This is a genomic window from Arthrobacter sp. SAFR-044 (genome assembly GCF_059414985.1).
In genome coordinates, this window is record NZ_JBPFDN010000005.1 from 117974 (window position 1) to 143186 (window position 25213).

Sequence of the window (25213 nt, forward strand, 5' to 3'; positions counted from 1 at the left end):
TTGCGCGCATGCCATTGACCGAGGTTGGATCGCCGCCTTGATAAATTCTTGAGCATTTCGTGAGTACTTCCTGCGCCATTCTTGAGGAACGCAGGCGAAGAGGGAGAACTTTCGCTCTGGATCGCGGGCACAAATTCCGAAAATCGAGGGCAAAGTCTGTTCCAGCACTGCGTTGCAGGGTATGTTCTAGCCGGGGGACGATCGACGGCCGACAGGTGCGGTAGCGCGGGAAGCCCCGCGTAACCAGCACTCAGAAAGGTCCGTCATGTCCTACCCGCAAGGCTCCAGCCAACAACAGCCCTACCAGTACCCGAATTACCCGAACGTGCAGCAGAACAACTCCTTGGAACATTTTCAGGGCTCGAAGTTCAAGGAAAAAGCGACCATCTTCGGTGTGATCGGCTTCTTCATTCTTGGTATAGTCTTCGGCCCCCTCGCGATCTCGAATGCAAGAAAGGCAGAAGCGCTGCACCACTCGGCCACCCTTGGAAAGATCCTAGGCTGGATCGACACAATCGCTGGCGTCATCTGGCTGCTGGTCGTCGTGCTCATCATGGCGAACGCCGGTAATCCTTAGAATTAGACCTACATAAAGGAAGGGCTTTATCGCTTCCGGTGGAGTCCTTCTTTTTTGAGTCGCTGGGTTACCGGCCGGCCGAGGTTGAGGTGATCCCATTGATGGTGATCCCGACGGGTATCCGCACCTCCGGGAACCACAAATCGCACTGGACCTGATCCCCGGGTTCGCGGCTGATCCGGTCCGCGGGATCAGCCGGAGCATACTCGGGCCGGATCCTTGCCACGTTCTCCCGGAACCAGGCCGGAGACCCCGACCAGCCCACCCGCTCAGCCAACACGGTAGCCGGCATCCGCGGATTCTCCAGCAGCAGCGCACGGATTGCCGGCTCGATCGCCTTGATCCCGGACCCCTGCGGCGCACGCACGTACGTCGGTGGACCCTCCGCACTGACCGCCTTCGCGACCGTGTTCCGGGAGATCCCCAGCCGCGCAGCAATCGACCTCATCGACTCACCCTCGGCAAGATGCAACCGCCGAATAAGCGCCCAATCCTCCACTGTGATCACCCACCCAATCGTTTGGAACAGGTGGCTCAGCTTTCAACCGTCACGATGGCTCAGTTTTCGACCGTCACCGACAGTTCGAGAGCCCTCCTACAACGAAGTCCAGACCCCCAGACATTCCGTTGTCAGATTGGGGTGTACCTCTGGCTTACGCACCTCCACCCCCGGGCGCGGAGGGCCCTATGCCAAGCGGGCATTACGGGCTGGACGGTAAGACCTCTTAGTCGTTGGCTGTGTGGTAGCCACCAAACTAAGAGGTCTTTCCGTATTCACGATGTAACGAACGTCCTGACCCAGTACAGCTGGTGCGCGATCGGCTCAGGCGGACGCTTACCCGTCACTTTTGCACACGGCAGGCTAACCAGCGAGACCGTGCGTAGCCGTGCCTGGAGACACGGTCGCGGCCGTGAGGACGGCCGTCTCCCGCTCGCCCTGCTGCACTTCGTCGAGTTCCTTGAGCGTGTACTTTTTGGTCTCTTTGGCGGTGAGGGCTGAGATCCCTGCCAGGACCATGAACCCGAGTGCGACCATGGACGGCCCAACCCAATCTTTCAGATCGGGGCCAGCGAGTGCTGTCGAGAGAACGGGGCCGATGACGCCCGAGATGGCAAAGCCGATCTGGGTGCCCAGGGCGAGGCCGGAGACGCGCAGCCGGCCGGGGAACATCTCTGCGAAGAACGAGGGCCAGGACGCGTTCACCATTGAGTAGAAGAGGGAGTAGTTGATGATGCCAAACAGGAAGATCAGCGACCAGTTGCCGGTCGTGATTGACCACAGGTAGGGCACCATGGTGATGCCTGCGCCGCCCGTTGCGATGAGGAACATCGTTTTGCGGCCGATCTTGTCCACAAGGAATCCTGCCAGGGGCGTGACTCCGAGGGCGATCACTGCCGAGACTGTGGTCGTCAGGAGCATGGTTGGCTTATCCAGCTTGTACCCGGCGGTACCGAATGCCACCGAGAAGGTCTGCATCATGTAGCTCGTGCCCGCGATGAGCGCACAGAATACAATCCGCAGCACCGCGCGCCAGTGGAAGCGCAGAAGATGCCGGAGTGGGGCGACGTTCACCTTGGCAGCCTGGGCCTTTACGAACTCGGGCGGCTCCTGGATGTGGCGGCGGATCAGGTATGCAGCGACGACGACGATGGCGGAGGCCCAGAACGGAAGCCGCCAACCCCAGGTCAGCAACTGCTCCGAGGGCATGGCCGGTAATTCCTGACTTTGGCGTCAAAACTGTGCTGCGGTGTCGAGGCGGGAACATCGAGTCGTTAGTCAATCTCTTGTGCGGTAGCCCTCGGATGGTCGTTTGTCCTGTCACATTTTCTAATTAACAAACCAGCGGCAGCCATCATGTATTTGGTCGGGATCGCTGAAAGCGGGGGAGCCGCCCAGGTCCGAGCAGAGGAACGTGGCGGATTACCCTTTCCACCTCTAATTTTGGGCGAGACGATCCATAAATATGCATCCCAACGCGGACGGCATCGACGGCGTAGGGGTCATCTATATAGTTGTTTATGAACTGATAATCAGGCAAGGACGCAGCGTTGAGCTGCACGGCAATCTCCCGGGAAAGTCCGCGCAAGGCACACGAGCCGTGGCGAGGATGGCGAAGCCTGCAGCGGTAGCGCCTCTTGGTCCTCAAAGTGCGTTTAGTCGCGAACGCGTAGAGAAGCTTTCGGGCCGGGACTTCGCAAACAACAGCTAATGCAAAGCCGGGCGTTGCCAGACCGGTAGTCATAGCTGCCTCGTCCACGTCCGTATTTGGGAAACGTTTAGCCTCGGCTTATTTCGTTGCAGCGGGAGTAAAGGGTCCACCAGCAGGTGGCTTAGGTGGTGTTACTCTGGCCTCAATGCATCGTTGCTTTGGCTTAAATGGGGGCGCTTTGAAAGAGTTTTATGTTGTCGTGGTGTTGGCACTTGCACTTTCGGGTTGTAGCGGCGGCCCTCAGGCAGTTGGCGGATCGGGAGGGGCAAGCGGGACGGGGACGCCGGAGGCAAGTCCGACAGCAACGCCTACGCCTACACCTACTGTCATGAGCAAAGATGAGGCGGCTAAGGCTTACTTGTCTGCTGTTTGTGCAAGTAATGCGCAAGCGGATAAAACGACAACCGTTATACAGACCAAACCTCTTGATCTGCAAGCTGCCAAGGCGGAAGCGGGGGCATTGCGGGATGCGTACCGCTCCGCTATCGAGAACCTTACCGCCGAAAAAGTTATGTGGCCTGAGGCTGTTAGTTCCGACATTGCCGCATTAGCGAATGGCATGTACGAGGACGTCAGCGGGGCGCAAAACGTTGCCAACCAAACAACGGAAGGTAATCTAATTGCTGCTTGGAACGGCTGGATAACTCCGCCTGAGCGCGCTGCGACTGCACAGAAGATTCGCCTAAAGCTGGGGCTCTCGCCGGATACGACTGCCTCTTGCGCCAAATAAAAGCCGAGGGGGCGTACGCTCCGGCCCCTGGCCACACCCTAAGTTGGATTATGGGCCGTCAGGAAGCGACGTTCCAGGTGGGGAGAAAACACCCGTTGACAGTGTCAACGCCCTTCGGCTCTGACCATGCCGAACAGACCCCGTACCGCTTCCGATTCCCTATGTTTTCGCGGGTTCCCAGTGTTTGCAAGGGCGGGAATGTAGTTCGAGTCCCACCTCGGGCACGGCATATCCCCTCGTCAGAGGGGTTTTTGCTTTAACGTGTTGACATGGCTTGTGGTGGCGTCCCTCTGACGCTAGGTGTGCGGGATGTGGCCAGGCTGCCGCTGAGCATATTCAGGTGTGTGGGTGGCGGGTTCAAGATCCTGGCTGGTGGGCCCTCCGCCTGCTGTGGCTGGGTTTATGCTGCCCTCCTTCCGGTTCTGTTGGGTTGGCCGGGGGTGGCCAACACCTATTCATGGTTAGAGGTTGCGGGCACAACATGACTTCGTCGAATTGGGTGCGAATCTTTTTGGTGGGCTCCACTAAGACGTCCCGCGAGCCGTATGCGCGCGGTTTGTCCTGCCAAAGGGGGTGTGGACACTGTCCACACTTATGTCTGCTTTTCCTTGATCGCCGGGCGGAAGACCGACGTAGGGAATTTAAGCGTTGCTGGCGGTGCGTAGTGTCCTGATAGCGCAGGAAAGCCGCTTGGCAGCCGTCAGAAGGACAACAGCGAAGCCGGCTCCTGGGGTTGAAGAGCGTGGGGGAGGAGCGCTCCATGGCGGACGGGCAGGCGTGGACCGATAACTGGCACCTTGAGTGTTTGGACAGAGGGCAGGTACTCCCGGTGCTGCCGCCCTCTAACCTGGCACTTCGCCGTGCTGCTCCGCCGATTGGTCCGCTCTGATACTCGCCGACCTGATACGGACCAAATGAAGAACGGGCTCAACCAGATGTGTTCCAGTTCTAAGTTCTGGAACATCCCATAGATGGGTCGCAACGGGGTCTACCTCTGCGGCATTGAGCAGGCCGACCGTGTCGTTGTTCCTAACCAGGTCGTGCAGGGCGATGCATCAGGGTGCGCCGGGGCATCAAAGGTCACTTTCCCTTTAATTGAGACAGTCCCAAGTGCGACACGTTGTTGAGCCGCCGTCGTTCTCTGGAACCGGTGCAAAGCGAGGGCCTTCCGAACGGTTGACAAGTCGCTTCTCCTGTCTCGATAAAGGATCCTTTGTAGAGACGCGAGCACCCCGCTCAATGTGAATTTTTCTTAGCCCCGTCTGTGACTTTCGGCGATAAATGGCGGTGTTCTGTGATCGCTAAATGTCGCACCCCGGCGACCAACTGACTCATATGGCTAGGGTTTCAACACAAAGAGGTTTCGAGACAGGTTAAACGGGCGAGACGGCTCTTTCCCCATGGGATTCACGACATTTGAGCAATGCACCCTACCTAAGACCTGATTCATCACTTTCGGTGCACGGGGCGAGCATCCGTTTCAGGAGCCGGCTGCACCTGTGCCAAGAAGTCATCTCCATGGGTGAGCTTGAACGATAGCTCACCCATGGAGGTTGCCCAAAGCCTCAGCGGCCGACGAGTCCGAGGTGGTGTTCGTTGTAGCGTGCGCCTGCAACTCCCACCCGGTCGGCGAGGGCCGAGAGGTCGGCATGCTCGTCGGCCGAGAGCGCCACTTGGGTGGATTCCGCGTTTTCCTGGATCCGCGATGTGCGCCTGGTGCCGGGGATTGGGACTATCCATGGTTGCTGCGCGAGGAGCCAGGCAAGGGCGATCTGCCCGGGCGTCGCTCCTTTGGCCTTGGCGATCGCTGCGACATGCGCGACAAGGGCCTGGTTGGCGGTGCGGTTCTCCTCGCTGAACCGCGGAATCGTGGTCCGCACGTCCCCGGCCGCGAACTGGGTGCTTTGGTCTACGGTGCCGGTGAGGAAGCCTTTGCCAAGCGGGCTGAAGGGAACGAGCCCGATGCGCAGTTCGGCGAGCGTGGGCAGGACCTCGGCTTCGGGGTCTCGGGTCCAGAGAGAGTACTCGCTTTGCAGCGCTGTTACCGGGTGTACGGTGTGGGCGCGGCGGATGGTGTGGGCGGATGCTTCGGAGAGCCCGAAGTGGCGCACTTTGCCTTCGGTGACGAGTTCGGCGACCGTTCCGGCGACGTCTTCGATCGGTACATCGGGATCGACGCGGTGCTGGTAGAACAGGTCGATCGTGTCGGTGCGCAGCCGCTGCAGCGAGTCGTCGGCCACTCGTCGGATCTGCTCCGGGCGGCTGTTGAGTCCGCCCTTGCCGCCGGCGATGTCGAAACCGAACTTGGTGGCGATGACAACCTGGTCGCGCACGGATTTGAGGGCCTCGCCGACGAGTTCCTCGTTGACGTAGGGGCCGTAGACCTCAGCGGTGTCGAAGAACGTCACGCCGTGGTCGACGGCGGAGCGCAGGACGCCGATCATCTCCTCACGGGTCCCGGGGTTGGGTCCGTAGCTCTGGGACATGCCCATGCAGCCAAGACCAATGGCGGACACTTCGAGTCCTTGTCCGAGCGTGCGGGTGTGCATCAGCGGGCTCCCTGCCGGTAGTCCTTGTCCGTGACATGCTCCAGCCAGTCGGTGGTGGTCGACGGGTCGTCAGCGTTGTCGAGCAGCGCAAGGTGTTCCATGAAGTCTTCGGGTGTGGCGCCGTGCCAGTGCTCCTCTCCCGGCGGGGTGTAGATCGTCTGACCTGGGGTGGCGCGGATGACCTGCCCGTCACGGGTGCCGAGCAGCGCGACGCCTTCGGTTACGTGCAGTGTCTGGCCCAGGGCATGGGAGTGCCATGCAGTGCGCGCGCCGGGCGTGAACCGGACCCGGGCAACGAGCATGCGCTGGTCCGGCTCGCGCGGTGCGGCGATCGCATCCACGTATACATCGCCCGTGAAGGTCTCCGCCGGGCCCTTGCTCGTCGCGGTCTTCGGGATGATCTCCATCAGTATTTCTCCTCAATGCTTCTGGTTGCGCTCAATGGGGCGCTTTTCTCTGCGTTCGTTGTGGCGTGACGATGACGGGTGGTGCTCTCCCCGGCGGACGCCTGCTGGGTCGCGGCCCAGCTGGCGAGCAGCTGGAGACGCTCGTGGGAGGGCGAGCCGGGTTCGGCGGTGTAGATCAGGAACGACAATCCCGGCTCGGCGGTGAGTTCGAGGCCTTCGTAGCTGAGGGTCAGTTCTCCCACGACGTGATGGTGGAAGTTCTTCGTCCCTGAGCCGTGCCGGCGCACGTTGTGCGCACCCCACCGGGTACGGAACTCATCACTGCGGGTGGACAGTTCCCCGATGAGGTCGTGCAGTTGCTTGTCGCGGGGATCCCGGCCTGCCTCGGTACGGAGGATCGAGACACAGACGTCAGCTGCGGCGTCCCAGTCCGGGTAGAAAATCTGGGAGCGTTCGTCAAGGAAGTTATAGCGTGCCAGGTTTCCCCGGCCCGGTCCGTCCAGGACCTCGTCGTAGAAAGCGGCGCCGAGGGGGTTGACCGCCAGGATGTCCATCCGCCCGTTGCGCACGAACGCCGGACTCGCGGTGATGGCATCCAGCGCGAGCTGCAGCCCCGGCCGTGTGACCCACTGCTTCGGTTTGCGGCGAGGTACGGCAACGGCGGCACCGTTCGCGGCGCGGGCGAGGTCGAACAGGTGTTCGCGCTCAGCATCGTCCAGTTGCAGGGCCCGCGCGATGGCGTCCAGGACGGAGTCGGAGACGCCGGCCAGATTCCCGCGCTCGATCTTCGCGTAATACTCGATGCTCGTGTCGGCGAGCATCGCCACCTCGCTACGCCGCAGTCCTGCGACACGGCGATTGCCACCAGCAGGGAGGCCGGCCTGCTCGGGTGTGAGCTTCGCGCGGCGGCTGGTGAGGAATTGACGCACCTCGTTCCGGTTGTCCATGACCCCTACGTTACGCATGAGCCGTCACGGGAGGGATGCCCTGTCAGTACACCTATCACCAGTGACTCCCACGCACCAATTAAAGGAAGTTCCATAGAGGTACACCCCACGGAACAAAGGACCTCGCATGCGCATGAGCCCCGTCACAGCGCCGACCGTGCTGGGCATGATCCGCTCGTCGGCAGCATCCGCCCCGCTGTCGGTGGGCAGGGGCGCATACCCTGCGGGACCGGTACCGACGACGTTTGCTGTTACTCCGCAGAAACGTCCGACGGTAACCACACCCACCCCAACAACCACCCGGACCAGGAGACCTTTTCCTTTGCAGATCCGACTGACCGTCAACGGACGGAGCGCGATGGCGGCGCTATTCGACAACCCCACCGCCGGTGACTTTGCCTCACTCCTGCCGGTGACGGTGACAATGTACGACCTGTTCGGAAGAGAGAAGCCGGGCCCGCTGCCACGGCCACTGGGGCCCGACGGGGAACGGGTGTTCACGTTCGAGCCTGGTGACATCTCTTATTGGTCCCCGACCGGCGAGGTCGCGATCTTCTACCGCAGCGATGACTCACGACCGGTCCCGGACCCGGGACTCGTCCGTCTGGGCACGGTCACCGACGGCCTCGACGTCATTTCGAATGCGGGAGCCGATTTCACCCTGACCATCGAGGCGGTTCAGTGATCGCCTCCGCGCCAGCCTTCCCCGCAACATCAACGATTGGAAACTGATATGAACATCACCGTCCTGGGAACAGGCATGGTCGGCCGCGGCCTCTCCGCCCGGCTCAGCGAACTCGGCCACGACGTCGCGATCGGCACCAGGGACGTCGGGCAAACCCTCGCACGCACCGATTCCGACTCCATGGGGAACCCGCCGTTCTCCGACTGGCACACAGCCCACTCGACGATCGCACTCCTGCCCTTCGCCGAAGCCGGCGCCCGCGCCGAAGTCATCGTGAACGCGACGCACGGCGCCCTCTCGCTGGCCGCGCTCGAGGCCACCGGAGCCGAGAACCTGGCAGGCAAAGTCCTCATCGATGTTGCCCTCCCGCTCGACTTCTCCGAGGGCATGCCGCCGACGTTGACGGTCGCGAACACCGACAGCCTCGCTGAGCAGATTCAGCGCGCCCACCCCGAGGCGCGGGTCGTGAAGATGCTCACCACAGTGTTCATCGAGGTCATGGTCGACCCGGGACGAGTACCCGGGAAGCACAACATCTTCATCGCCGGCGAGGACGCGGACGCGAAGGAGACCGCCCGCGCACTCCTGCGCGAATTCGGCTGGGACGAAGACGTGATCGTAGACCTCGGCGGCATCCGCGGAGCCCGCGGCGCGGAAATGTATTCCCGGCTGTACTTCGAACTCGTCGGAGCTCTTGACACCTTCGACTTCAACATCGCCATCGTCCGCTAGACCACGCACACCCCATCAGACGGCTGCGCCGTCAGAGATGCAGGAGGAACCAACCATGACTGAGACCCCTAAGACCGGCTGGACCGGCGGCCAGAACGCGTTCGGCGATTTCGCGCCCGGAATGGTGCACTACACCGACCGGGTGCTGTTCGACGAGGTCTGGGAACGGGACGGGCTCTCGAAGCGGGACCGGAGCCTGATTACTGTCGCGGCCCTTACCGCGATGGGCAAGACCGACCAGCTCACCTTCCACCTCGACTTTGCCCGCCAGAACGGCGTCACCGAGGACGAACTGAAAGAAGCGATCCTGCAGCTGGCCTTCTACACCGGCTGGCCCAACGGCATGGCCGCAATGGCCGTGGCCAAGAAGGTCTTCACCCCCGAGAAGGAGAACTAAAGAATGTATGGAGTCACTATCCATGCCCCCGGTGACTTGCGTCTCGAAGAGCGCACCGACCCGGTAATCGAAAAACCCACCGCCGCGATCCTGCGCGTGTCCGCTTCCTGCGTGTGCGGATCTGACCTGTGGGACTACCGCGGCATCAACCCGGTCCACAACCCCACCGCGATGGGTCACGAATACGTCGGGATCGTTGAGCAGATCGGCGAGGACGTGAAAACGATCAAGGTCGGTGACTTTGTGATCGGGTCCTTCTTCGCCTCCGACAACACCTGCGAGATCTGCCGGGCCGGCTACCAGTCCCGGTGCGAGCACGTCGAGTTCGTCGGCGGCGCCCAGGCACAATTGCTGCGCGTCCCCATGGCCGATGGCACCCTGGTCGCCACCCCCGGAATACCTGACGCCGACCTGATCCCGTCGCTGCTGGCAGCCTCCGACGTGCTCGGCACCGGCTGGTTCGGCGCGGTCGCCGCTGAGGCGGGTCCGGGTAAGACCGTCGTGGTCGTCGGGGACGGCGCCGTGGGCCTGCTCGCGATCCTCGCCGCGAAACAGTTGGGCGCGGAACGCATCATCGCCATGTCCCGTCATGTGTCCCGGCAAAAGCTCGCCCTCGAATTTGGTGCGACCGACATCGTCGAGGAACGTGGCGACGAGGGTGTGGCGAAGATCAAGGAACTCACCAACGGGCTCGGTGCGCACTCCGTCGTTGAGGCGGTCGGCACGCAGGAAGCGATGATGCAGGCCATCCGCTCCACCCGTCCCGGTGGGCATCTCGGCTTCGTTGGTGTTGCCCATGGCATCGAAATTCCCGGTGACGAATTGTTCTTCGCCGGGATCCATGTGCATGGCGGTCCCGCACCGGTGCGCAGGTTCCTGCCGGACCTGATCGACCGGATCTGGAAGCGTGAGATCGACCCCGGCAAGGTCTTCGACCTCACCCTCCCGCTCTCACAGGTCGCGGACGGGTACAAAGCAATGGACGAACGCCGCGCCATCAAGGTCCTCCTCACCCCCGGGAACTGACCCTGGGCGCTTCCCGGGCCGCGCCCGGGCAGAGCCCTCGACTGACATCGCCCACCACAAGACCACGAAAAGGAGAGCCGCGCATGAACACCCGAACCGTGCCGTCGTCGTCCCAGGCAGCGGCTCGGCTTCCAGCCGGAGCCTCGTTCATCATCGCTGCGGCAGCGTTCGTGATGGTGTTCGCTGCCGCCGGGGCGCCCATCCCGCTGTACGACCTGTACCGGGCCGAGGACGGCATCGCGACCGGAGACCTCGCCTTTGGCGCCGTCGGCTACTTCGCGGGCACCCTGTTTTCGTTGCTTGTCCTCGGGCGACTCTCCGATCACACCGGGCGCAAACCCGTGATCCTCGGCTCCATCGGCTTCGCCATCGCCGGGTCACTGCTAATGACCGGCGTGCACACGACGCCGGCTTTGTTGGTCGCCCGGCTGCTCCAAGGCCTCGGTTCTGGGCCCGCCGCATCCGGGATGGGCGCGTACGTGTTCGATACGGCGCGGGGAAAACCGGCGTGGCTTCCGGCGATGATCACCGGCAGCGGGCCGATGCTCGGCATCCCGCTCGGTGCCCTTTTCGCCGCGGTTCTCGTCGAGACCGCGCCCCTGCCCAGGGTGCTCCCGTTCGTTGTGATCGCCGCCGTCCTCGCTGTTCTCGGCGTCGGCCTCTTGTTCGCGCCGGAAACATCCACCCCCGCGCCGGGAGCACGGCGCTCCCTCCGCCCTCAGATCAGCGTCCCCGATGGTGCAGGGAGGCTGGTGTTCGCGGTCGGCGCCGCGTTCGTCGGGACCTGGTGCATCGGGGGTTTCTATCAGGCGTTCGCGCCCACGATCACCACCGACAACCTGGGCAGCGACAGCGTCCTGGTTGCAGCGGCCGTGTTCTCATCGATCATGATCGCAGCCCCACTGGGTGGCCCTATCGCCGGGAGACTCGGGCCTCGCCGGGCGATCCGCATTGGCTCGATCATCTTCACCCTCGCCGTCCTCGGGGCGCTCCTCGCGCTCTGGGCCGGGGCGATCATCCCGTTCCTGATCAGCAGCCTTCTCGGCGGGATCGCCCAGGGGGTGGTCGCTTCCGGCGGCACCCGGACGATCCTCGAGCACACTCCGGCCCGTCAGCGCGGGGCAACCCTGTCGACGATCTACGTGATCTCCTACACCGGTGCCGCCGTACCCGCCCTTATCGCCGGAAGGCTCGCCGGACTGATTACCCTCCCGCAGCTGTTCGCCGGATACGCCGGCCTCGTCGCGATCGCGGCGGCCATCGCCATCCTCGCCCTTCATCCCTCACGCACCGACAGGAGCACCCCGTGACACCCTGGAACCCGACCGTCCTCGCGGACATCGCCGGCACAGACGACCTTCACATTTCCCCGTTCCGCACCGACGGCACCACCTACGGCACCCCGACTTGGATCTGGTCCGTCGTCGTCGACGGCGACCTGTACGTCCGCGCCTACAACGGCGTCGCCTCGCGGTGGCACGCCTCCGCCATGAGCAAGGGCGGAGGGCGAATCAGCGCCGGGGGACACACCCTTAACGTCACCTTCACCCCCGCCGAAGCAGCCGTCAGCGACGGTGTTGACGCCGCCTACCGCAGCAAATACGCGGGCAGCCCCTACCTCGCACCGATGATCGGCGCCCGCGCGAAGGCCGCCACCGTGAAGATCGCTCCGGCCAACTCGGACAGTGAGGCCGGGGCATGAGCACTCAAACGGAGCCAGCAGCGCGGATGACGCGCAACCTCGCTGTTCTGTTCGCCATCGCCGGTGGCGTCGCGGTCGGCAACCTCTACTGGGCCCAGCCGTTGCTGGAGCTGATCGGGCACGACTTCGGGCTCACCGCCTCCGGCGCCGGGCTGATCGTCACCCTTACACAAATCGGGTACGCCCTCGGAGTTCTGCTGCTCGTTCCCCTGGGCGATGTCCTGCGGCGCTCACGATTGATCCCCGCCCTGATGGCCGTGTCCGCGCTGGCGCTGCTGGGCGCCGCGCTTGCCCCAGGCTACGGAGTGCTGCTGGTGATGTCCGCGGCCATCGGTATCACCACGGTGTCCGGGCAGCTGCTCACCCCGTTGACCGGAGACCTCGCGGACCACACCACGCGCGGTCGCATGGTCGGGATCGTGACGTCCGGTCTCCTGATCGGCATCCTTGCCTCGCGCACCGTCTCCGGCCTGATTGCCGGCGTCGCGGGCTGGCAGGCAATCTTCTTCGTCGCCGCAGCACTGACCGCGGTCATCGCCGTCGTGCTCTGGCGGGTGCTCCCGGAAGTGCCCGCCAAGACGTCCCTGGCGTACCCGGCACTGATCGGCTCCGTGTTTGTCGTCGTGGCACGCCACCGTGCCGTCCGCTGGACACTCCCGCTTGGGGCCTGCGGGTTCGCAAGCTTCACCATGTTCTGGACCGTCCTCACCTTTCAACTCTCCGCAGCACCGCTCTCCCTCGACGTGACCCAGATCGGACTCGTCGGTCTTGCAGGACTCGTCGGCGCTCTCGCCGCGCAGCGAGCAGGACGCCTCTCCGACCGGGGCTGGTCCATCCCCGCGACCGGCATCGCCTGGGTCGCCGCCCTCATAGCGTGGGTCATCGCCGGCTTCGCCCCCACGTCGCTGATCGGCTTGCTCGTCGCGGTCATCGTCCTCGACGTCGCCGTGCAGGGGCAGAACCTCCTCAACCAGGTCCGCCTGTTCGAGACCGCTCCGGAAGCACGCAGCCGCGTCAATACCGCCTTCGTGTTCACCAACTTCGTCGCCGGTGCCATCGGATCCGCTGCCGGGTCGGCGCTCTACGTCGCCGGCGGCTGGGCACTAGTCTGTGCCGCCGGAGCCGTCATCGCCGGAATCGCCCTGAGCGTATGGGCCATCGGACGTACCACCGGCGCCTACACAACCAACCCCGCCCACCCCTGAGAAGCAGGCGTCCTCTTCCAGTCACCGAAGGGTGTTCCACTTCGCTGGAATTGGAGCACCCTTCGTTGGACACTCCCCGCAAATACCGATCAGTGGCTTGTGATTCCAGGTCCTGGTCCGGCTTCCCCGAAGCCGTCCGTTGGGTGTTCACACCATTGCGGGTGAGCTCGTCGGTGTTGTCCCTGGCGTCCGGCACGGAGCGGGCCACGGACCATCAATATCGGATCCGCCGTCCCGGGCTATGCCGGGTTGACGTGATACGTATCACCTGCCACACTGTTCTTGGTTCTTTCGAGACCTGGGTATGTAACCCGCTGCGCGCGGGGCAAGGCTCAAGCTCTTCGACCTTCATCGGTCAACCGGCTTGAGCTTTTTTTGTGCCCAGAGAAAGCTTCCCGAGCCGCGTTGCCCTCCCCCGACTGCCAGTAAGCAGTCTGAAGAACGCGAGGATAAATCATGAGCAAAAAATATGCTCCCTTAGCCACCGAAATCGTGCGGCTCATCGGCGGAAAAGCCAACATCATCGAGGCATACCATTGCCAGACCCGGATCCGATTCGTCCTGCGGGACGAATCGGCCGTCGCCCTCGATGAACTGAATGCCACCGAAGGCATCGCCAAGTCCCTGTCCAATGCCGGCGTCTTCCAGGTAGTTGTCGGGACGCACGTCCAGGACGTCTTCGAGGAGATCGAACGCGAAGTCGGTGACCTCTCGACCAAAGCGGCCGCCCCAAGCGGCGCCGGTTCTACCGGCCAGCCAGCCAGAACCGGCAAGAAGCACGCCGGCACGGCCATCATTGACTTCGTCGCCAGCGTCTTCCAGCCGGTAATCCCTGCACTGTCCGGCGCCGGCATGGTCAAGGCGCTGCTGGCAGTGTTGGTGGTCCTGAACCTGGTGTCCCGGGAATCACAGACGTATGCGCTGGTGAACATGTTCGCAGACGCCGTGTTCTACTTCCTTCCGGTGCTTCTGGCCTTTACGGCCGCGCAGAAGCTCAAGATCAGCCCCATCCTCGCCGCAGCGGTAGCGGCTATGATGCTGCACCCGGTGTGGACCGCGATGGTCGCCAAGAAGGACCCGGTCAGCTTCTTCGACGTACTGCCGGTCCCGCTGGCCACCTACTCCGGGGCGGTGATCCCGATCATCCTGGTGGTCCTCGCACAGTCCTACGTAGAGCGCTTCCTGACCCGGATCGTCCCCAAGTCCGTAAACCTCGTCTTCGTGCCCATGCTCACGTTCCTCATCATGGGCACCTTGGCCCTTGTTGTCCTCGGGCCCATTGGCAGCATCCTCAGCGGCTACCTCGGCTCCTTCTTCGGGTTCCTGAGCACCAACGCCGCCTGGGCGCCCGCCCTTCTGGTGGGTGCGGCCCTTCCCGTCATGGTCATGTTCGGCCTGCACAACGGCATCGCGCCACTCGGCGTCGTCCAGCTCGCCCAAACGGGCAAGGAGAGCATCTTCGGCCCCGGAGCCCTGGTATCCAACATCGCCATGGGCGTCGCATCACTCGTCGTCGCTTTCCGCGTCCGGGACAAAAAGACCCGCCAGATCGCCACCGCAGGCGGTATCACTGGCCTGATGGGCATCACCGAACCCATCCTCTACGGCATCGCCCTGCCCAAGCGCTACCCGCTGATCGCGGCCATGATCGGCGGCGGCGCCGGCGGCCTGTACGCCGGTTTGACCCAGACGCACCGCTTCGCCACCGGCTCCTCCGGACTGCCCGCCGTGTTTCTCTACATCGGCGATAATTCCCTGCAGAACCTCATCAACATCATCATCGCCCTCGCCATCGCCGCAGTAGTATCCGGCGGGCTGACCTTCATCCTGTCCTTCAAATACGAAAAGCCCGTCATCGAGGCGACGGACGAAAAGGCAGCTCCGTCCGTGGAAGAGGAAGCCCCCGCGGCTTCCGGACGCCGTGTATCAGCTGCTACCGCCGGCACCGCCGGCGCCACCACCACGCTGGTACGGACCGAGACCATCCAACTGGCAGCTCCCTGCGCAGGCTCGGTGGTCCCGTTGACCCAGGTCAGCGACCCCGTCTTCGCCTCCGGCGCCATGGGCCCCGGCATCGCCGTGGAACCGTCCGAGGACACCATCGTCTCCCCGGTCACCGGGACCATCGCGGTGGCCATGAAGACCGGCCACGCCTTCGGAATCAAAACCGACGACGGGGCAGAGGTGCTCGTGCACGTCGGCATCGACACCGTCACCATGCAGGGCGAAGGCTTCCACAACCCGCTCGCCCGCGGCACCCGGGTCGAAGCCGGACAACGACTCGTCACCGCTGACCTCAACGCCATCCGCGAAGCCGGCCACCCCGCCACCGTCCTCGTCGTCGTGACCAACGGACCCAAGGACGCACCCGTCCAGCCACTGGCCCAAGGCGACGTCGTGCCCGGCACTCTGATCGCCGCCGTCGGACGCTAGAAAGGGACATCCGCATGCAGCACGAACAACTCACACCGTTCCCCGCCGATTTCCTCTGGGGAGCCTCCACCTCCGCCTACCAGGTAGAGGGCGCCTGGGACGCGGACGGCAAAGGCCCATCCGTCATCGACAGCCACATGCACCGCCCGGAAGGAGTCACCGACTTCACCGTAGCCGCCGACCACTACCACCGCTTTGACGAGGATGTGGAACTCTTCGCCGAACTGGGCCTCACCGCATACCGGTTCTCCATCGCATGGACCCGCATCGTCCCCGACGGCGACGGAGAGGTTAACCCGGCCGGCATCGCGCACTACCACCGCGTGATTGACGCTCTCCTCGCCCGTGGCATCGAGCCCGTAGTGACCATGTACCACTTCGACCTGCCCGCAGCCCTCGATGAACGCGGTGGCTGGTCCGAGCGGAGCACCATCGACGCGTTCGAACGGTACGCCCGGATCCTCTTCGAGGAATACGGTTCAAAGGTCAAATACTGGCTCACCATCAACGAACAAAACATGATGATCCTGCACGGACGGGCCATCGGCACCACAGGCCGCAGCGGCCAAGTCGCCGGGCGGGAGCTGTACCAACAAAACCACCACATGTTCCTGGCGCAGGCCAAAGCCATGATCCTCTGCCACGAGATCCTTCCCGAGGCTAAGATCGGACCCGCGCCAAACATCGTTTCGGTGTACGCGGCCACGTGCGCGCCCGAGGACGTGATCGCGGCGGACGACTGGGACGCTATCCGGAACCTGCTCTATACGGACCTGTCCGTGCGCGGCAGCTACCACCCGCTGGCATGGGTATACCTCAAGGCCAAGGGATGGGAGCCGGAAATCCTGGACGGAGACCTGGACCTCCTGGCCGGCGCGAAGCCGGACTTCCTCGCCTTCAACTACTACTCGACCCAGACCGTGGGTGCTTCCCGCGGTGACGCCTCGGACATCCAGGTCCGGGGCGGGGACCAACAGGTCGTGCGCGGCGAAGTCGGCCTGTACCGGGCAGAAAAAAACCAACACCTGCCGGTCAACGCCTTCGGTTGGGAGATTGACCCAGTGGGGTTCCGCACCACCATGCGCCGGCTTTGGGACCGGTACCGGTTGCCGCTGATCATTACCGAGAACGGGCTGGGCGCCTTCGATGAACTGGTGGACGGCCGCGTGCACGACGACTACAGGATCGAGTTCCTGCGTTTGCACCTGGAACAGATCCAACTGGCCATCACCGACGGGGTCGAGGTCTTCGGCTACTGCCCCTGGACGGCAATCGACCTGGTGTCAACGCACCAAGGCATCTCCAAACGCTACGGCTTCATCTTCGTGGACCGCACCGAGGATGACCTGAAGGACCTTGCCCGCATCCGCAAGGACAGCTACTTCTGGTACCAGGACGTCATCGCATCCCGCGGTGAGCGACTGGAGCATGCGGCCCCAACGGCAGCTCAGCCCGGACGCTGACTGCCACCATAGGCTGTAGCGCATCGGTGGTGCGGGGTAGAGCCCCGCACCACCGCAATGCATTTTTGGAAGGAACGGTAAGACGTGAAGATCAAGCGCGTGCTCAACAACAACGCCGTGCTGGCAGTCGATGATGACGGCAAGGATCTGGTTGCTATTGGCCGGGGCCTTGGGCACGGCCGCAAACCCGGTGATGACATTCACCGCGACACCGCAGACCAAGTGTTTGTCACGGCAGAAAACACCAACATGGACCGCCTGGCGCGGTTCCTGAATGACATCCCGCTGGACTACCTGACTGCCGCAGGCGAAGTGGCCGCGCTGGCGCAGGAACGCCTCGGGCTAAGGGTCAGCCAGGCATTGGTAGTACCACTGGCTGATCACCTGCACTTTGCCGTGCAGCGGCTCGAAGAAGGAATCCCCGCCCAATTCCCCTTGGCCTGGGAAGTGTCCCAGCTCTACCCAAAGGAACTGGACACGGGCCGTGAGGCTCTGGGCCTTGTCGAGACCTCGCTCGGTATCCGGTTGAGTGACGACGAAGCCGTCGCCTTAGCCATGCACTTCGTCAACGCGCAGTTCGCCACCCCCGGCATGGAAAAAACCATGCAAATGACAGGGGTGATAAAGCAAGCCTTTCAACTGGTCGACCGGACCTTCGGTATCGACGTGGATCAGCAATCGATGAACGCCGCCCGGTTTGTCACCCACCTGCGGTACTTGTTCAGCCGGATAGCCTCCGGAAAACAGATCTCCGAGGAGTCATCCCTCCTGGCCGACGCCATCATCGAGAGCCATCCCGAAGCGGTGGTGTGCGCCGCCAAAATCCAGTACCTACTGGAAATGGGCCTCAACACTACCCTGACCCGCGACGAAGTCGCCTACCTCGCACTCCACGTCGCCCGGCTCGTCACCGACGTCAAAGTCCCCGGTTAACTGATACGCCCAAGACCTCCCAGCACCCTACAAACCAAACCAAACCGCACCAAACCAATCCCTGTTTAAGGAGCCAACCATGCCCGAACGCAAAGCAGTCATCGCCAGCGCCTCCGGTCTCCACGCCCGCCCCGCCGCCATCTTCACCGAAGCCGCTGCCGCCCTGGACACCGAGGTCACCATCGCCCACGACGGTGCTTTGAAGGACGAGGCCATGGACGCCGCAAGCATCCTGTCCCTGATGAGCCTCGGCGCCGGAAACGGCGACACCGTAGTGCTTCGCGCCGAAGGCCCAGGCGCCGAAGACGCCCTCGAGCAGTTGGCCGCATTACTCGAAACGGACCTCGACGCCCGGTAGGGCTGAAACGCCAGTACTGCCTGACCAACACCAACCGCTCATCCTGCGCCGGTTACCGGGCGCTGGTACGAGAGCCGGAAGGGTTCGCCAGGTGCCAGTACCCGGATGCACTTGGGATTGACGACGACCTCGCCCGAGAGTATCCGGGTCAGCATCGAATCGCGGGAACCCGTGGAGTCCACCGGGCCCCAGCGGTGCAGCAGGAGTCCAATGTCTCATGAGACACGTGAACTCTACAGAACCTCCGATCGCCGCCAGTTGGCCCTCTTCGCCAGCCTGGCGCGGTACGAGCGCGAGTTGATTACTGAGCGGGTGCGATCTGGGGTGATGGCCGCACAGGCCCGGGGCGTGAAGTTCGGCCGGCAGGCGCCCAAACAGGGGACCATCGAAACGAAGCTTAAGGCTGTACGCCAGCTCCTTGCGGACGGCACTCCTGCCGAGGCGGCAGAGGCTGTTGTCTGTCCCGCCCGACCATGTACCGCTACCTGAAGAAGTTCGGCATCGAAGTGCCGGCGGACGCGGTGGTCCGCGGCCGAGGGGCGTCCCAGTATGCGCTCAAGAAGGTACTGCCAGAGCGGGACTAGGAGCCGCAGGGTGACAGGGCGACAGACTCACAGAGTCACTGGGCTTCGCCCGGCCGGAAGGCGCACCAGGTCATTAGGTGCGGCTCCAGGATGGGCAAGGTCCCGGCCCCCGCGAAGGGAACCGGGACCTTGTCTACGTCCGGCCCGTGGCCAGGCGTTCAGGGGATGGTCAGTCGTCCTCGTGGTTGGTTGAGCCGGCGGGGATGCCAGGGACCTCGTCGGGCCCGTAGATCCTTTCGTCCCCGGGGTAGGGGTCCGACCAGTTGTGGGTCTGGTACCAGGTCCACCGGTTGAACAGGTTGGGATCCGCGGCGTCTTCCTTCGCGCCGTTGCCGGTCAAATGCTGCTTCTCTGACCAGTCCGCCCATTTCTCGGCGGTGTCTTTCATCGGCGCCGGGACGGCGACAGCCTTGGCGGCCTCATTGTTGACGGTGGCGGCGGCGGGGCCGGTCTGACCCAGGGTATCCAGCCCACATTCCGGGGCGGTCTTGACGCCTTCGGTGAGCGGGATCTGGTTCGGAACGGCGGTGAACGGTGTCAGGTCCGCCTTGTTCGTGAAGGCGTCGAACATTGGCGTGGCCGCGGCGACCTTCTGGTTCAGCGGCTGGGCGCCGAGGATCTGCTGGATGGTGCGGACCATGCTGATCTGCGAGTAGAAGGTGCTGACGGTCTTGCCGTGGACGGCGTAGGGGCTGATGACCTGGACGGGGGCGCGGTGGCCGTCGACGTGGTCGGTTCCGTTCTGGCTGTCGTCCTCGGCGATGAAGATCGCGTAGTCCTTCCAGTACTGGGAGTGGGAGATTTCGTCGACGATCTTGCCGACAGCGAGGTCGTTGTCGGCGACCTGGGCCCGGGGGTCGGCGGTGCCGCCGGTGTGGTCGCTGGAGAGCCACATCATCTGGAAGTTCTTCGGGCCGTTCTTCTCGAAGTCCTGCTTCCAGGTCGAGTAGCGGTAGATGTCAGGTACGGCGGTGTCGAAGGGTGCCGCGTTGGGGTCGGTGATGTCCTTGAGCGAGGGGATCGCCGAGCTGGCGTGCATCTGCAGCGCCGGGGTGAACAGCTGGGCGGGGTCTCCGCCGGCCATGGTGCTGGTGGCGGCGCAGTAGTACTGCTGCCAGGTGGCGCCGTCGGGCTTGCCCTCTTCGGAGTCGAACTCGCCGTAGTTCCTGGCGGTCTTCCCGGCGTCCTGGATCGCGGTCCAAAGGAAGCCGGAGCGCTGGTGGCCCAGGACGTCGTCCTCGGTGTCGTAGGAGCGCTTGTATTCGCCGGCGCTCGTCTCGGTGTAGGCGGGGTCATCGCCCTGCATCATCCAGTTGTGCCCCTCGGCCGAGTTGGTGCCGATGTCGTAGGTGTTGTCGTACAGGCCGAACTGGGTGGCCAGGGCGTGCTGGTTCGGGGTCACCTTCGCCCCGAACTGGGCCAGGGACGCATCGCCGTTGCCCTTCTGCATGTCGCCGTAGACCTGGTCGTAGGTGCGGTTCTCCTTCACGATCAGGAACACGTGCTGGATGGCTGACGGTTCGCCGACCCGTTTTGGCACGGCGACGGCCGGGTCATGGTCGGTTTGGCCCTGGGTTGCCTGCTTGGCGGAGCCGCCGTCCCAGCCGTTCTGTTCGAAGACCGTTTCGGTGTCGTGGCGGATCTGGTCGTCGTCGGGCATCTGGAACTTGGTGAGCGATGCGGTGGTGGAGTGTGTTCCGTGTCCGGTCGCGGCGTCTGTTCCGGCGCCTTCCTTGATGGTTACTTCCGTGCCGCGGGCGTCGACGCCGCGGATGTTGGTGACCACGATTTGGCCGTTCACCGCGGTGACGTTTCCGGGGTAGTAGTCCGTCGGCAGGAGGCCGATGTAGCTGGCGGGATCTTTGGCATCCTGCTTGTTGACCTTGTAGACCGCGACCGCGTTCGCTCGACCCAGCGAAATCAGGAGGTGGTCGCCCTGCATGGTGATGCCAGTCGGTTCATAGCCGACCTGGGACGAGGACCACGGCTGGGTGGCGATGGTCTGGAGGACCTTGTTGCTGGCCGTGTCCACGACCGAGACGGTGTCGCTGTTGGTGTTCGCCACGTACAGGGTGGGCCCGTCCAGGAACATCGCGGTCGGGTGCAGCTGCACGTCGATGGAAGCCGCCGGAGCGGCGGGGTTGGCCGTGTCGATGACGCTGAGGGTGCCGGTTGTTGAGGTGCCGAGCTTGGGGTCGGCCGGGACGTCGGTGCCGTAGGAGTTCATGGTTGCCTCGCCAGGTACGGCCGGGCGGCCTCCCTCGTTGGAGACGTAAAGCTTGGTCCCGACAAACTTCAGCTGCCTCGGGGCGATGCCCGTGCTGAAGATCTGCTTGATGGTGCCGGCAGCGGCGTCGATCGCGACCACCGTGTTTTGGCCGTTCACGGCGGCGTAGAGAGTGGAAGCGTCGGAGGAGAAGGCCATGCCAGCTGTCAGGGCCTGCTTTTCACCGGCTGTTGGAATGTCGATTTTCGTGCCGGTGCCGAGCGAGCCGTCTGCGTTGAAAGGGTAGCGGACGATGCCGGTCGCGACGGGCTCATAAAGGAACTTGCCGTCAGGCGAGAAAACCGGACCTTCCTGGCCGACCGATCCATCCGTGATGTGCTGGTAGGCCATGTTCCCGTAGCCGGCGTTGGCTGCCGCGGTCGCGAAGGCCGTGGCTGCCTGGGTGCCTGCCGCGGCGACCGGCTTGTACGTGGTGAGGTCGAAGACCTGGAGATCGACTGAGCGGTCGGCGCTGGTTCCGACGAGGAAGCGGCCGTCCGGGCTGACCGTGGAGCCCATAATCTTGCCGAAGGGCGTCATGAGGCGGTCACCGATTGGTTTGATTTCCTGGTTCGAGGAGATCTGCTCCCCGTTTTCGTTTTCGGAGCCGACCTGCTGCTGGCCGAAGGGGATCGTCGACGCTGCAGCGACGCCGGCTCCGGCCAGAATGGCGAGAGTGCATCCCTCGGCAACTACAGCCAGCGGCTTATGGGTGCGGACGGAACGGGACAGCTTACGCAGCACCGAGCGGCGGGGCTGTTCTTCATTGTTGGATTCAGGGGCGGGGCTTGTGACTGGTGTCATGCTGGCAAAACTAAGGGTGCCGAATGAAATTCAGGTGACCGTAATGGTTATTCCAGGCAACCATCAGGGGCCTTATGTAGAGGACCGCATCCGGGAGTGATCGCGACCGGAGGTGGCCAGATCAGGCCGTGAGCCCGACGCGCCAGGGGCGCCGCACGGGAGAATCGAGTGGCCGTAGCTCGTGGCCGGCTCACGGAGCTGCTCGCGTCACGCGCAGCGGAGCAACCCACGCCACTCACTGCTGCGCGGATGGCCAGGAGAACGAACGGGCCATTGCCGTGGTCTCGAAGTGGCTCCTTTCACGGTGGCACCGTTTCCTCTCTGCATTCCCAGAGACGTGGTTTAAGGTCGCGTGTCCTATGACGAAGAATCCATTTGGGCATCGGATGCACGAAAGAACCAATGAAAAATACGGGGAGCATCACCAGCTTCATCTCGGTGAGTGGCTGAAGCGCGAGGATGAGGCCAGGGAGCCTGGCTACAGCAGCACCTTCCTCAGCTACCACGGCCAGTCGCTGGCGCCGGCGAGGACGTGCCTCCATGGCCATGATTTCCTACCAGGCCAGGATCACTGATCGCACGGGGACCACGTCGGCAAGGACGCTCTTCGTCCAGTAAGCTCACGCTGTCCAAGCGCAGCCGGGCCTATTGGGTCCGACTCATCATTTGGCCGCGCTGCAGAGTCGATCGAGGGTCTCGTTGAGGGCTGATTCGATCCGGCCGTTCAGGTAGTCGCGTTTTTCCTGGGTGGAGGGGTCTTCGAGCTCCGAGGGCATCGGCGGGGTCGTGACTGTCATCGCGGCTTGATACTTTCCGTCTCCGCTGCTGACCGCTACCGTCTGATAGTCATCGAAGGAGCCCTTGCCCTCGTGCCGGGATTCTTTCGAGCACCCATCCCCGTGCTCCCACACGCCCAGCCCGTAGGGGCGGAAGCTCGGGCTGGTTTTCATCTCGCGCAGGGAGGTTGCAGAGACCGCCCGTCCTTGGAAGATTGCTGCCATGAGCAGGTTCAGGTCCTCCATCGTCGATATAGCGCCGCCGGCCGGGTTGCCCACGGAGAAGGTGTTGTTGGTGGTGTCGATACGCTCGCCGCGCAGGGCCACGTAGCCGTGCAAAAGCCCGGCTTCGTGCAGGTCAACCTGGTTAAGACTGGTGTTCTTTAGTCCAAGAGGGTCAAAGACCTCCTCCTGCATTACTTGGACGAAGGGCTTGTGCAGCAGGGTCTGGATGAGGAGTCCGAGTGCGAGGTAGTTCGTGTTTGAGTACTTGAATGATCCGACATCGTCATTAGTCCATGGCAAGGTTCCCGCCAGTTGCAGGCCACGCTCCATGGTGAGTGTCTGGGAAAGGACGGGGCGGAAGTCGATGTCTTTCGGCAGGGCATCATTGACCTCGGGCATCCCGGAAGTGTGGCTGAGCAGTTGCCTCACAGTGATTGGGCCTGGTGGTTTGAGTGACGAAGTGAATCCAGGGATGACGTCATTGACGGGCTCGTCGAGGCCAATGAGGTGGTCGTCCACGAGCTTCAGCACGGCCACGGCGGTCATTGTCTTGGTGACGCTGGCGACCTCTGCGCGGTCCGTGGGTTGCGCCGCCGTCCTGGTTTCGAGGTCTCGGACGCCGTAGGCTCGGGACCACTCGCCCTCGGGCCAGTGGATCTGTACGACGGCGGAGGGTGCTCCCTCATCCATGAACAACTGGATTTGATGTTCCAGCGACACGAAGGGACTCGGTGAGCTCGAAGATGCGGTGGGTCCATCGTTGGACTGGGTGCAGCCAGTTGCCGTGAGGACCAGGGCGAATACAAGGGCCGCCCGCCTCCAAACGTGGCTCTTCTTGGTCATTGGGTGCCGCCGTTCCGCCTATGAGACAAGCTTGGCCGCCTGCGGCACCACGTCCGGCCAGACCACGACGGCACCGCCGCCCCAGCACAGCAATTTTATTACCGGCCATCACAGCAGGGAAAGCATTCCCCAGTAGCCTCAGGTCGCCGGTTGAACTATCACTGTCCGAGGTGACGTCTCCCATCGCTCGATTAGGGTCGCGCGCAGGCAGGACCCCGTCTGGCCGACACAGCGCCGCAACCGCCGGCACCCGCCCACGGGCCCAGGAGCGTCATTAGGTCGGCTCCGGCACCGCGTCGTAGACCCCGATATGATCGATCGCCTCGACGAAATCAACACGGATCTCCTTGCCCGACGAGAACTCGCCCACACGAGAGACTGGTTAGGGGAACTTGAGGGCATCGACCTGACCCTCCAATTCCTGGAAGGAACGCGACGGCGTACTTGAACATTGAAGATGCGCTTCAGGTAGTCGATGGGTACCGCTTCTATATCCGCGATGTCGTGTTGTGGCCCTCAGTATTGACCAGGCTGGCTGCGACTGTCATGGGCGCGGAAGCTTATACGGAACTCGCGGTGAAGGCGGCAGCCTTGTTGGGGTCGGTCACACGGTTCCATCCACTCGTTGATGGCAACAAACGGACGGCATGAACGCTCTTGGTGCTGCTGCTGTGGATCAACGGTTACCGCCACGACTTTACCCCGGATGAGGGTTTCGACCTCGTCGTCGGAGTCGCCGCGGGCACTATCGACCTGGCGATCGCTGTCGCCGAGATTTCCAGCCATTTGGTGCCCCGGTAGTCCTCCAGCGCCCCCATAAGGGGGTGTGGACAATGTCCACACTTTTCGTCTCGTACTGGGACAAACAGCCGTCGGACTGGCCCGGATTCCTTATGTTTTCGCGGGTTCCCACTGTTTGCATGGGCGGGAATGTAGTTCGAGTCCCACCTTGGGCACGCATTCCCCCTCGTCAGAGGGGTTTTTGCTTTAATGTTTGGACATTGACCCTCCGCGGGTCCCTCTGACACTGGCCGCGGTTTGTGGCTGGCACCGCGGTGGCCTATGAAGTTATGTGTGGGGCGGGGTTAGGGTCCTGGGTGCACGGGCGGCTTTTTTGACTGCATTTGGTCCTACCTCCTGGTTCTTCCTTCACTACTTCATGAAGTTTTCTGTTGCAGGCGACATGACTTTGCGGCCGAGCCGCGGTTTCGGAGGACGTCCCGGGTTCAGTGGGAACGTCTCCGGAGTCTGTGGCTGGCGTTCGACCCGTCGACAGAGTTAAGGTGTGTGGGCTCCGGTCTCTTCTTCCGGTCAAACTCTGGTGTGGGTGATCCGTCTGACTTTGGAGATCCGAACTAGCA

General features: G+C 63.2%; 22 protein-coding genes and 1 pseudogene. 16 read left to right on the forward strand and 7 right to left on the reverse strand.

Translation table 11 applies throughout. From position 1 onward, the window contains the following. Positions 1-265: 265 nt before the first annotated feature. On the forward strand, positions 266-577 hold the full coding sequence (locus ACR65J_RS09720; RefSeq protein WP_440168149.1) for a hypothetical protein: 312 nt from the start codon (positions 266-268) through the stop codon (positions 575-577). A 115-nt stretch (positions 578-692) separates the two neighbouring features. Here the strand turns inward: ACR65J_RS09720 and ACR65J_RS09725 are convergent. Both ACR65J_RS09725 and ACR65J_RS09730 read right to left on the reverse strand, forming a co-directional pair. Beyond that, positions 693-1076 (reverse strand): annotated as a pseudogene (locus tag ACR65J_RS09725) (IS21-like element ISMyma9 family transposase); the annotation flags it as partial. A gap of 363 nt (positions 1077-1439) precedes the next feature. Continuing rightward, a complete protein-coding gene (locus ACR65J_RS09730; RefSeq protein WP_440168151.1) occupies positions 1440-2285 on the reverse strand; it encodes an MFS transporter in 846 nt (281 codons plus the stop codon). Positions 2286-3115: 830 nt separating this feature from the next. On the opposite strand from ACR65J_RS09730, the gene ACR65J_RS09735 reads away from it, so the two are divergent. Further along, positions 3116-3517, forward strand: a complete 402-nt coding sequence (locus ACR65J_RS09735; RefSeq protein WP_440168153.1) for a hypothetical protein — start codon at positions 3116-3118, stop codon at positions 3515-3517. Positions 3518-5082: 1565 nt separating this feature from the next. Here the strand turns inward: ACR65J_RS09735 and ACR65J_RS09740 are convergent. Genes ACR65J_RS09740 through ACR65J_RS09750 form a run of 3 tightly spaced genes read right to left on the reverse strand, consistent with a single transcriptional unit; the run spans position 5083 to position 7420 of the window. Further along, positions 5083-6066: an aldo/keto reductase gene (locus tag ACR65J_RS09740; RefSeq protein WP_440168154.1), complete on the reverse strand. Its 984-nt coding sequence runs from the start codon at positions 6064-6066 to the stop codon at positions 5083-5085. Next, positions 6066-6473, reverse strand: a complete 408-nt coding sequence (locus ACR65J_RS09745; protein WP_440168155.1) for a (R)-mandelonitrile lyase — start codon at positions 6471-6473, stop codon at positions 6066-6068. Before ACR65J_RS09745 ends, ACR65J_RS09740 begins: the two co-directional genes overlap by 1 nt. Then, positions 6473-7420: a helix-turn-helix transcriptional regulator gene (locus tag ACR65J_RS09750; RefSeq protein ID WP_440168459.1), complete on the reverse strand. Its 948-nt coding sequence runs from the start codon at positions 7418-7420 to the stop codon at positions 6473-6475. Before ACR65J_RS09750 ends, ACR65J_RS09745 begins: the two co-directional genes overlap by 1 nt. Positions 7421-7742: 322 nt before the next feature. Between ACR65J_RS09750 and ACR65J_RS09755 the strand changes: the two genes are divergently transcribed. The 12 genes from ACR65J_RS09755 (at position 7743) to ACR65J_RS09810 (ending at position 18843) form a co-directional block, all read left to right on the forward strand. After that, positions 7743-8105, forward strand: coding sequence for a cyclophilin-like fold protein (locus tag ACR65J_RS09755; protein ID WP_440168157.1), 363 nt, complete (start codon positions 7743-7745; stop codon positions 8103-8105). A 48-nt stretch (positions 8106-8153) separates the two neighbouring features. Next, on the forward strand, positions 8154-8837 hold the full coding sequence (locus ACR65J_RS09760; RefSeq protein WP_440168159.1) for an NADPH-dependent F420 reductase: 684 nt from the start codon (positions 8154-8156) through the stop codon (positions 8835-8837). Positions 8838-8892: 55 nt separating this feature from the next. Then, positions 8893-9234, forward strand: coding sequence for a carboxymuconolactone decarboxylase family protein (locus ACR65J_RS09765; RefSeq protein WP_440168161.1), 342 nt, complete (start codon positions 8893-8895; stop codon positions 9232-9234). Positions 9235-9237: 3 nt separating this feature from the next. Further along, positions 9238-10260 (forward strand): zinc-dependent alcohol dehydrogenase family protein, encoded by a 1023-nt coding sequence (locus tag ACR65J_RS09770; RefSeq protein ID WP_440168162.1) that lies wholly within the window; start codon positions 9238-9240, stop codon positions 10258-10260. Positions 10261-10343: 83 nt separating this feature from the next. Further along, entirely contained in the window at positions 10344-11570 is a 1227-nt protein-coding gene (locus ACR65J_RS09775) for an MFS transporter (protein WP_440168164.1), read from the forward strand. Next, the gene (locus ACR65J_RS09780; protein ID WP_440168166.1) at positions 11567-11962 is read left to right on the forward strand and encodes a DUF2255 family protein; all 396 of its coding nucleotides are present in this window, start codon (positions 11567-11569) and stop codon (positions 11960-11962) included. The genes ACR65J_RS09775 and ACR65J_RS09780 overlap by 4 nt, the downstream gene beginning before the upstream one ends. Continuing rightward, a complete protein-coding gene (locus ACR65J_RS09785; RefSeq protein WP_440168167.1) occupies positions 11959-13167 on the forward strand; it encodes an MFS transporter in 1209 nt (402 codons plus the stop codon). Before ACR65J_RS09780 ends, ACR65J_RS09785 begins: the two co-directional genes overlap by 4 nt. A 456-nt stretch (positions 13168-13623) precedes the next feature. After that, a complete protein-coding gene (locus ACR65J_RS09790; protein ID WP_440168169.1) occupies positions 13624-15600 on the forward strand; it encodes a glucose PTS transporter subunit IIA in 1977 nt (658 codons plus the stop codon). A 14-nt stretch (positions 15601-15614) separates the two neighbouring features. Then, complete coding sequence (locus ACR65J_RS09795; RefSeq protein ID WP_440168171.1) at positions 15615-17063, forward strand: glycoside hydrolase family 1 protein; 1449 nt, start codon at positions 15615-15617, stop codon at positions 17061-17063. 84 nt (positions 17064-17147) lie between these two features. Further along, on the forward strand, positions 17148-17996 hold the full coding sequence (locus tag ACR65J_RS09800; RefSeq protein WP_440168173.1) for a PRD domain-containing protein: 849 nt from the start codon (positions 17148-17150) through the stop codon (positions 17994-17996). Between the two features lie 79 nt (positions 17997-18075). Further along, a complete protein-coding gene (locus ACR65J_RS09805) occupies positions 18076-18354 on the forward strand; it encodes an HPr family phosphocarrier protein (protein WP_440168175.1) in 279 nt (92 codons plus the stop codon). A 210-nt stretch (positions 18355-18564) separates the two neighbouring features. Beyond that, positions 18565-18843, forward strand: coding sequence for a recombinase family protein (locus ACR65J_RS09810; protein ID WP_440168177.1), 279 nt, complete (start codon positions 18565-18567; stop codon positions 18841-18843). Positions 18844-19107: 264 nt separating this feature from the next. On the opposite strand, the gene ACR65J_RS09815 is transcribed toward ACR65J_RS09810, so the two are convergent. After that, a complete protein-coding gene (locus ACR65J_RS09815; protein ID WP_440168179.1) occupies positions 19108-22008 on the reverse strand; it encodes an alkaline phosphatase family protein in 2901 nt (966 codons plus the stop codon). A 662-nt stretch (positions 22009-22670) separates the two neighbouring features. Continuing rightward, positions 22671-23699 (reverse strand): serine hydrolase domain-containing protein, encoded by a 1029-nt coding sequence (locus ACR65J_RS09820; RefSeq protein ID WP_440168181.1) that lies wholly within the window; start codon positions 23697-23699, stop codon positions 22671-22673. Between the two features lie 597 nt (positions 23700-24296). Here ACR65J_RS09820 and ACR65J_RS09825 point away from each other — a divergent pair. Together ACR65J_RS09825 and ACR65J_RS09830 are read left to right on the forward strand one after the other, a co-directional pair. Next, a complete protein-coding gene (locus tag ACR65J_RS09825; protein ID WP_440168183.1) occupies positions 24297-24503 on the forward strand; it encodes a Fic family protein in 207 nt (68 codons plus the stop codon). A 6-nt stretch (positions 24504-24509) separates the two neighbouring features. Next, positions 24510-24653, forward strand: coding sequence for a hypothetical protein (locus ACR65J_RS09830; RefSeq protein WP_440168185.1), 144 nt, complete (start codon positions 24510-24512; stop codon positions 24651-24653). Positions 24654-25213: the final 560 nt, after the last annotated feature.

What these genes read in the sequence shown, in the direction of transcription:
- ACR65J_RS09720 (WP_440168149.1), top strand. Translation starts at nt 266, where the DNA reads ATGTCCTACCCGCAAGGCTCCAGCCAACAACAGCCCTACCAGTACCCG.
- ACR65J_RS09730 (WP_440168151.1), bottom strand. Translation starts at nt 2,285, where the DNA reads ATGCCCTCGGAGCAGTTGCTGACCTGGGGTTGGCGGCTTCCGTTCTGG.
- ACR65J_RS09735 (WP_440168153.1), top strand. Translation starts at nt 3,116, where the DNA reads ATGAGCAAAGATGAGGCGGCTAAGGCTTACTTGTCTGCTGTTTGTGCA.
- ACR65J_RS09740 (WP_440168154.1), bottom strand. Translation starts at nt 6,066, where the DNA reads ATGCACACCCGCACGCTCGGACAAGGACTCGAAGTGTCCGCCATTGGT.
- ACR65J_RS09745 (WP_440168155.1), bottom strand. Translation starts at nt 6,473, where the DNA reads ATGGAGATCATCCCGAAGACCGCGACGAGCAAGGGCCCGGCGGAGACC.
- ACR65J_RS09750 (WP_440168459.1), bottom strand. Translation starts at nt 7,420, where the DNA reads ATGGACAACCGGAACGAGGTGCGTCAATTCCTCACCAGCCGCCGCGCG.
- ACR65J_RS09760 (WP_440168159.1), top strand. Translation starts at nt 8,154, where the DNA reads ATGAACATCACCGTCCTGGGAACAGGCATGGTCGGCCGCGGCCTCTCC.
- ACR65J_RS09765 (WP_440168161.1), top strand. Translation starts at nt 8,893, where the DNA reads ATGACTGAGACCCCTAAGACCGGCTGGACCGGCGGCCAGAACGCGTTC.
- ACR65J_RS09770 (WP_440168162.1), top strand. Translation starts at nt 9,238, where the DNA reads ATGTATGGAGTCACTATCCATGCCCCCGGTGACTTGCGTCTCGAAGAG.
- ACR65J_RS09775 (WP_440168164.1), top strand. Translation starts at nt 10,344, where the DNA reads ATGAACACCCGAACCGTGCCGTCGTCGTCCCAGGCAGCGGCTCGGCTT.
- ACR65J_RS09785 (WP_440168167.1), top strand. Translation starts at nt 11,959, where the DNA reads ATGAGCACTCAAACGGAGCCAGCAGCGCGGATGACGCGCAACCTCGCT.
- ACR65J_RS09790 (WP_440168169.1), top strand. Translation starts at nt 13,624, where the DNA reads ATGAGCAAAAAATATGCTCCCTTAGCCACCGAAATCGTGCGGCTCATC.
- ACR65J_RS09795 (WP_440168171.1), top strand. Translation starts at nt 15,615, where the DNA reads ATGCAGCACGAACAACTCACACCGTTCCCCGCCGATTTCCTCTGGGGA.
- ACR65J_RS09805 (WP_440168175.1), top strand. Translation starts at nt 18,076, where the DNA reads ATGCCCGAACGCAAAGCAGTCATCGCCAGCGCCTCCGGTCTCCACGCC.
- ACR65J_RS09810 (WP_440168177.1), top strand. Translation starts at nt 18,565, where the DNA reads ATGTCTCATGAGACACGTGAACTCTACAGAACCTCCGATCGCCGCCAG.
- ACR65J_RS09815 (WP_440168179.1), bottom strand. Translation starts at nt 22,008, where the DNA reads ATGACACCAGTCACAAGCCCCGCCCCTGAATCCAACAATGAAGAACAG.
- ACR65J_RS09820 (WP_440168181.1), bottom strand. Translation starts at nt 23,699, where the DNA reads ATGGATGAGGGAGCACCCTCCGCCGTCGTACAGATCCACTGGCCCGAG.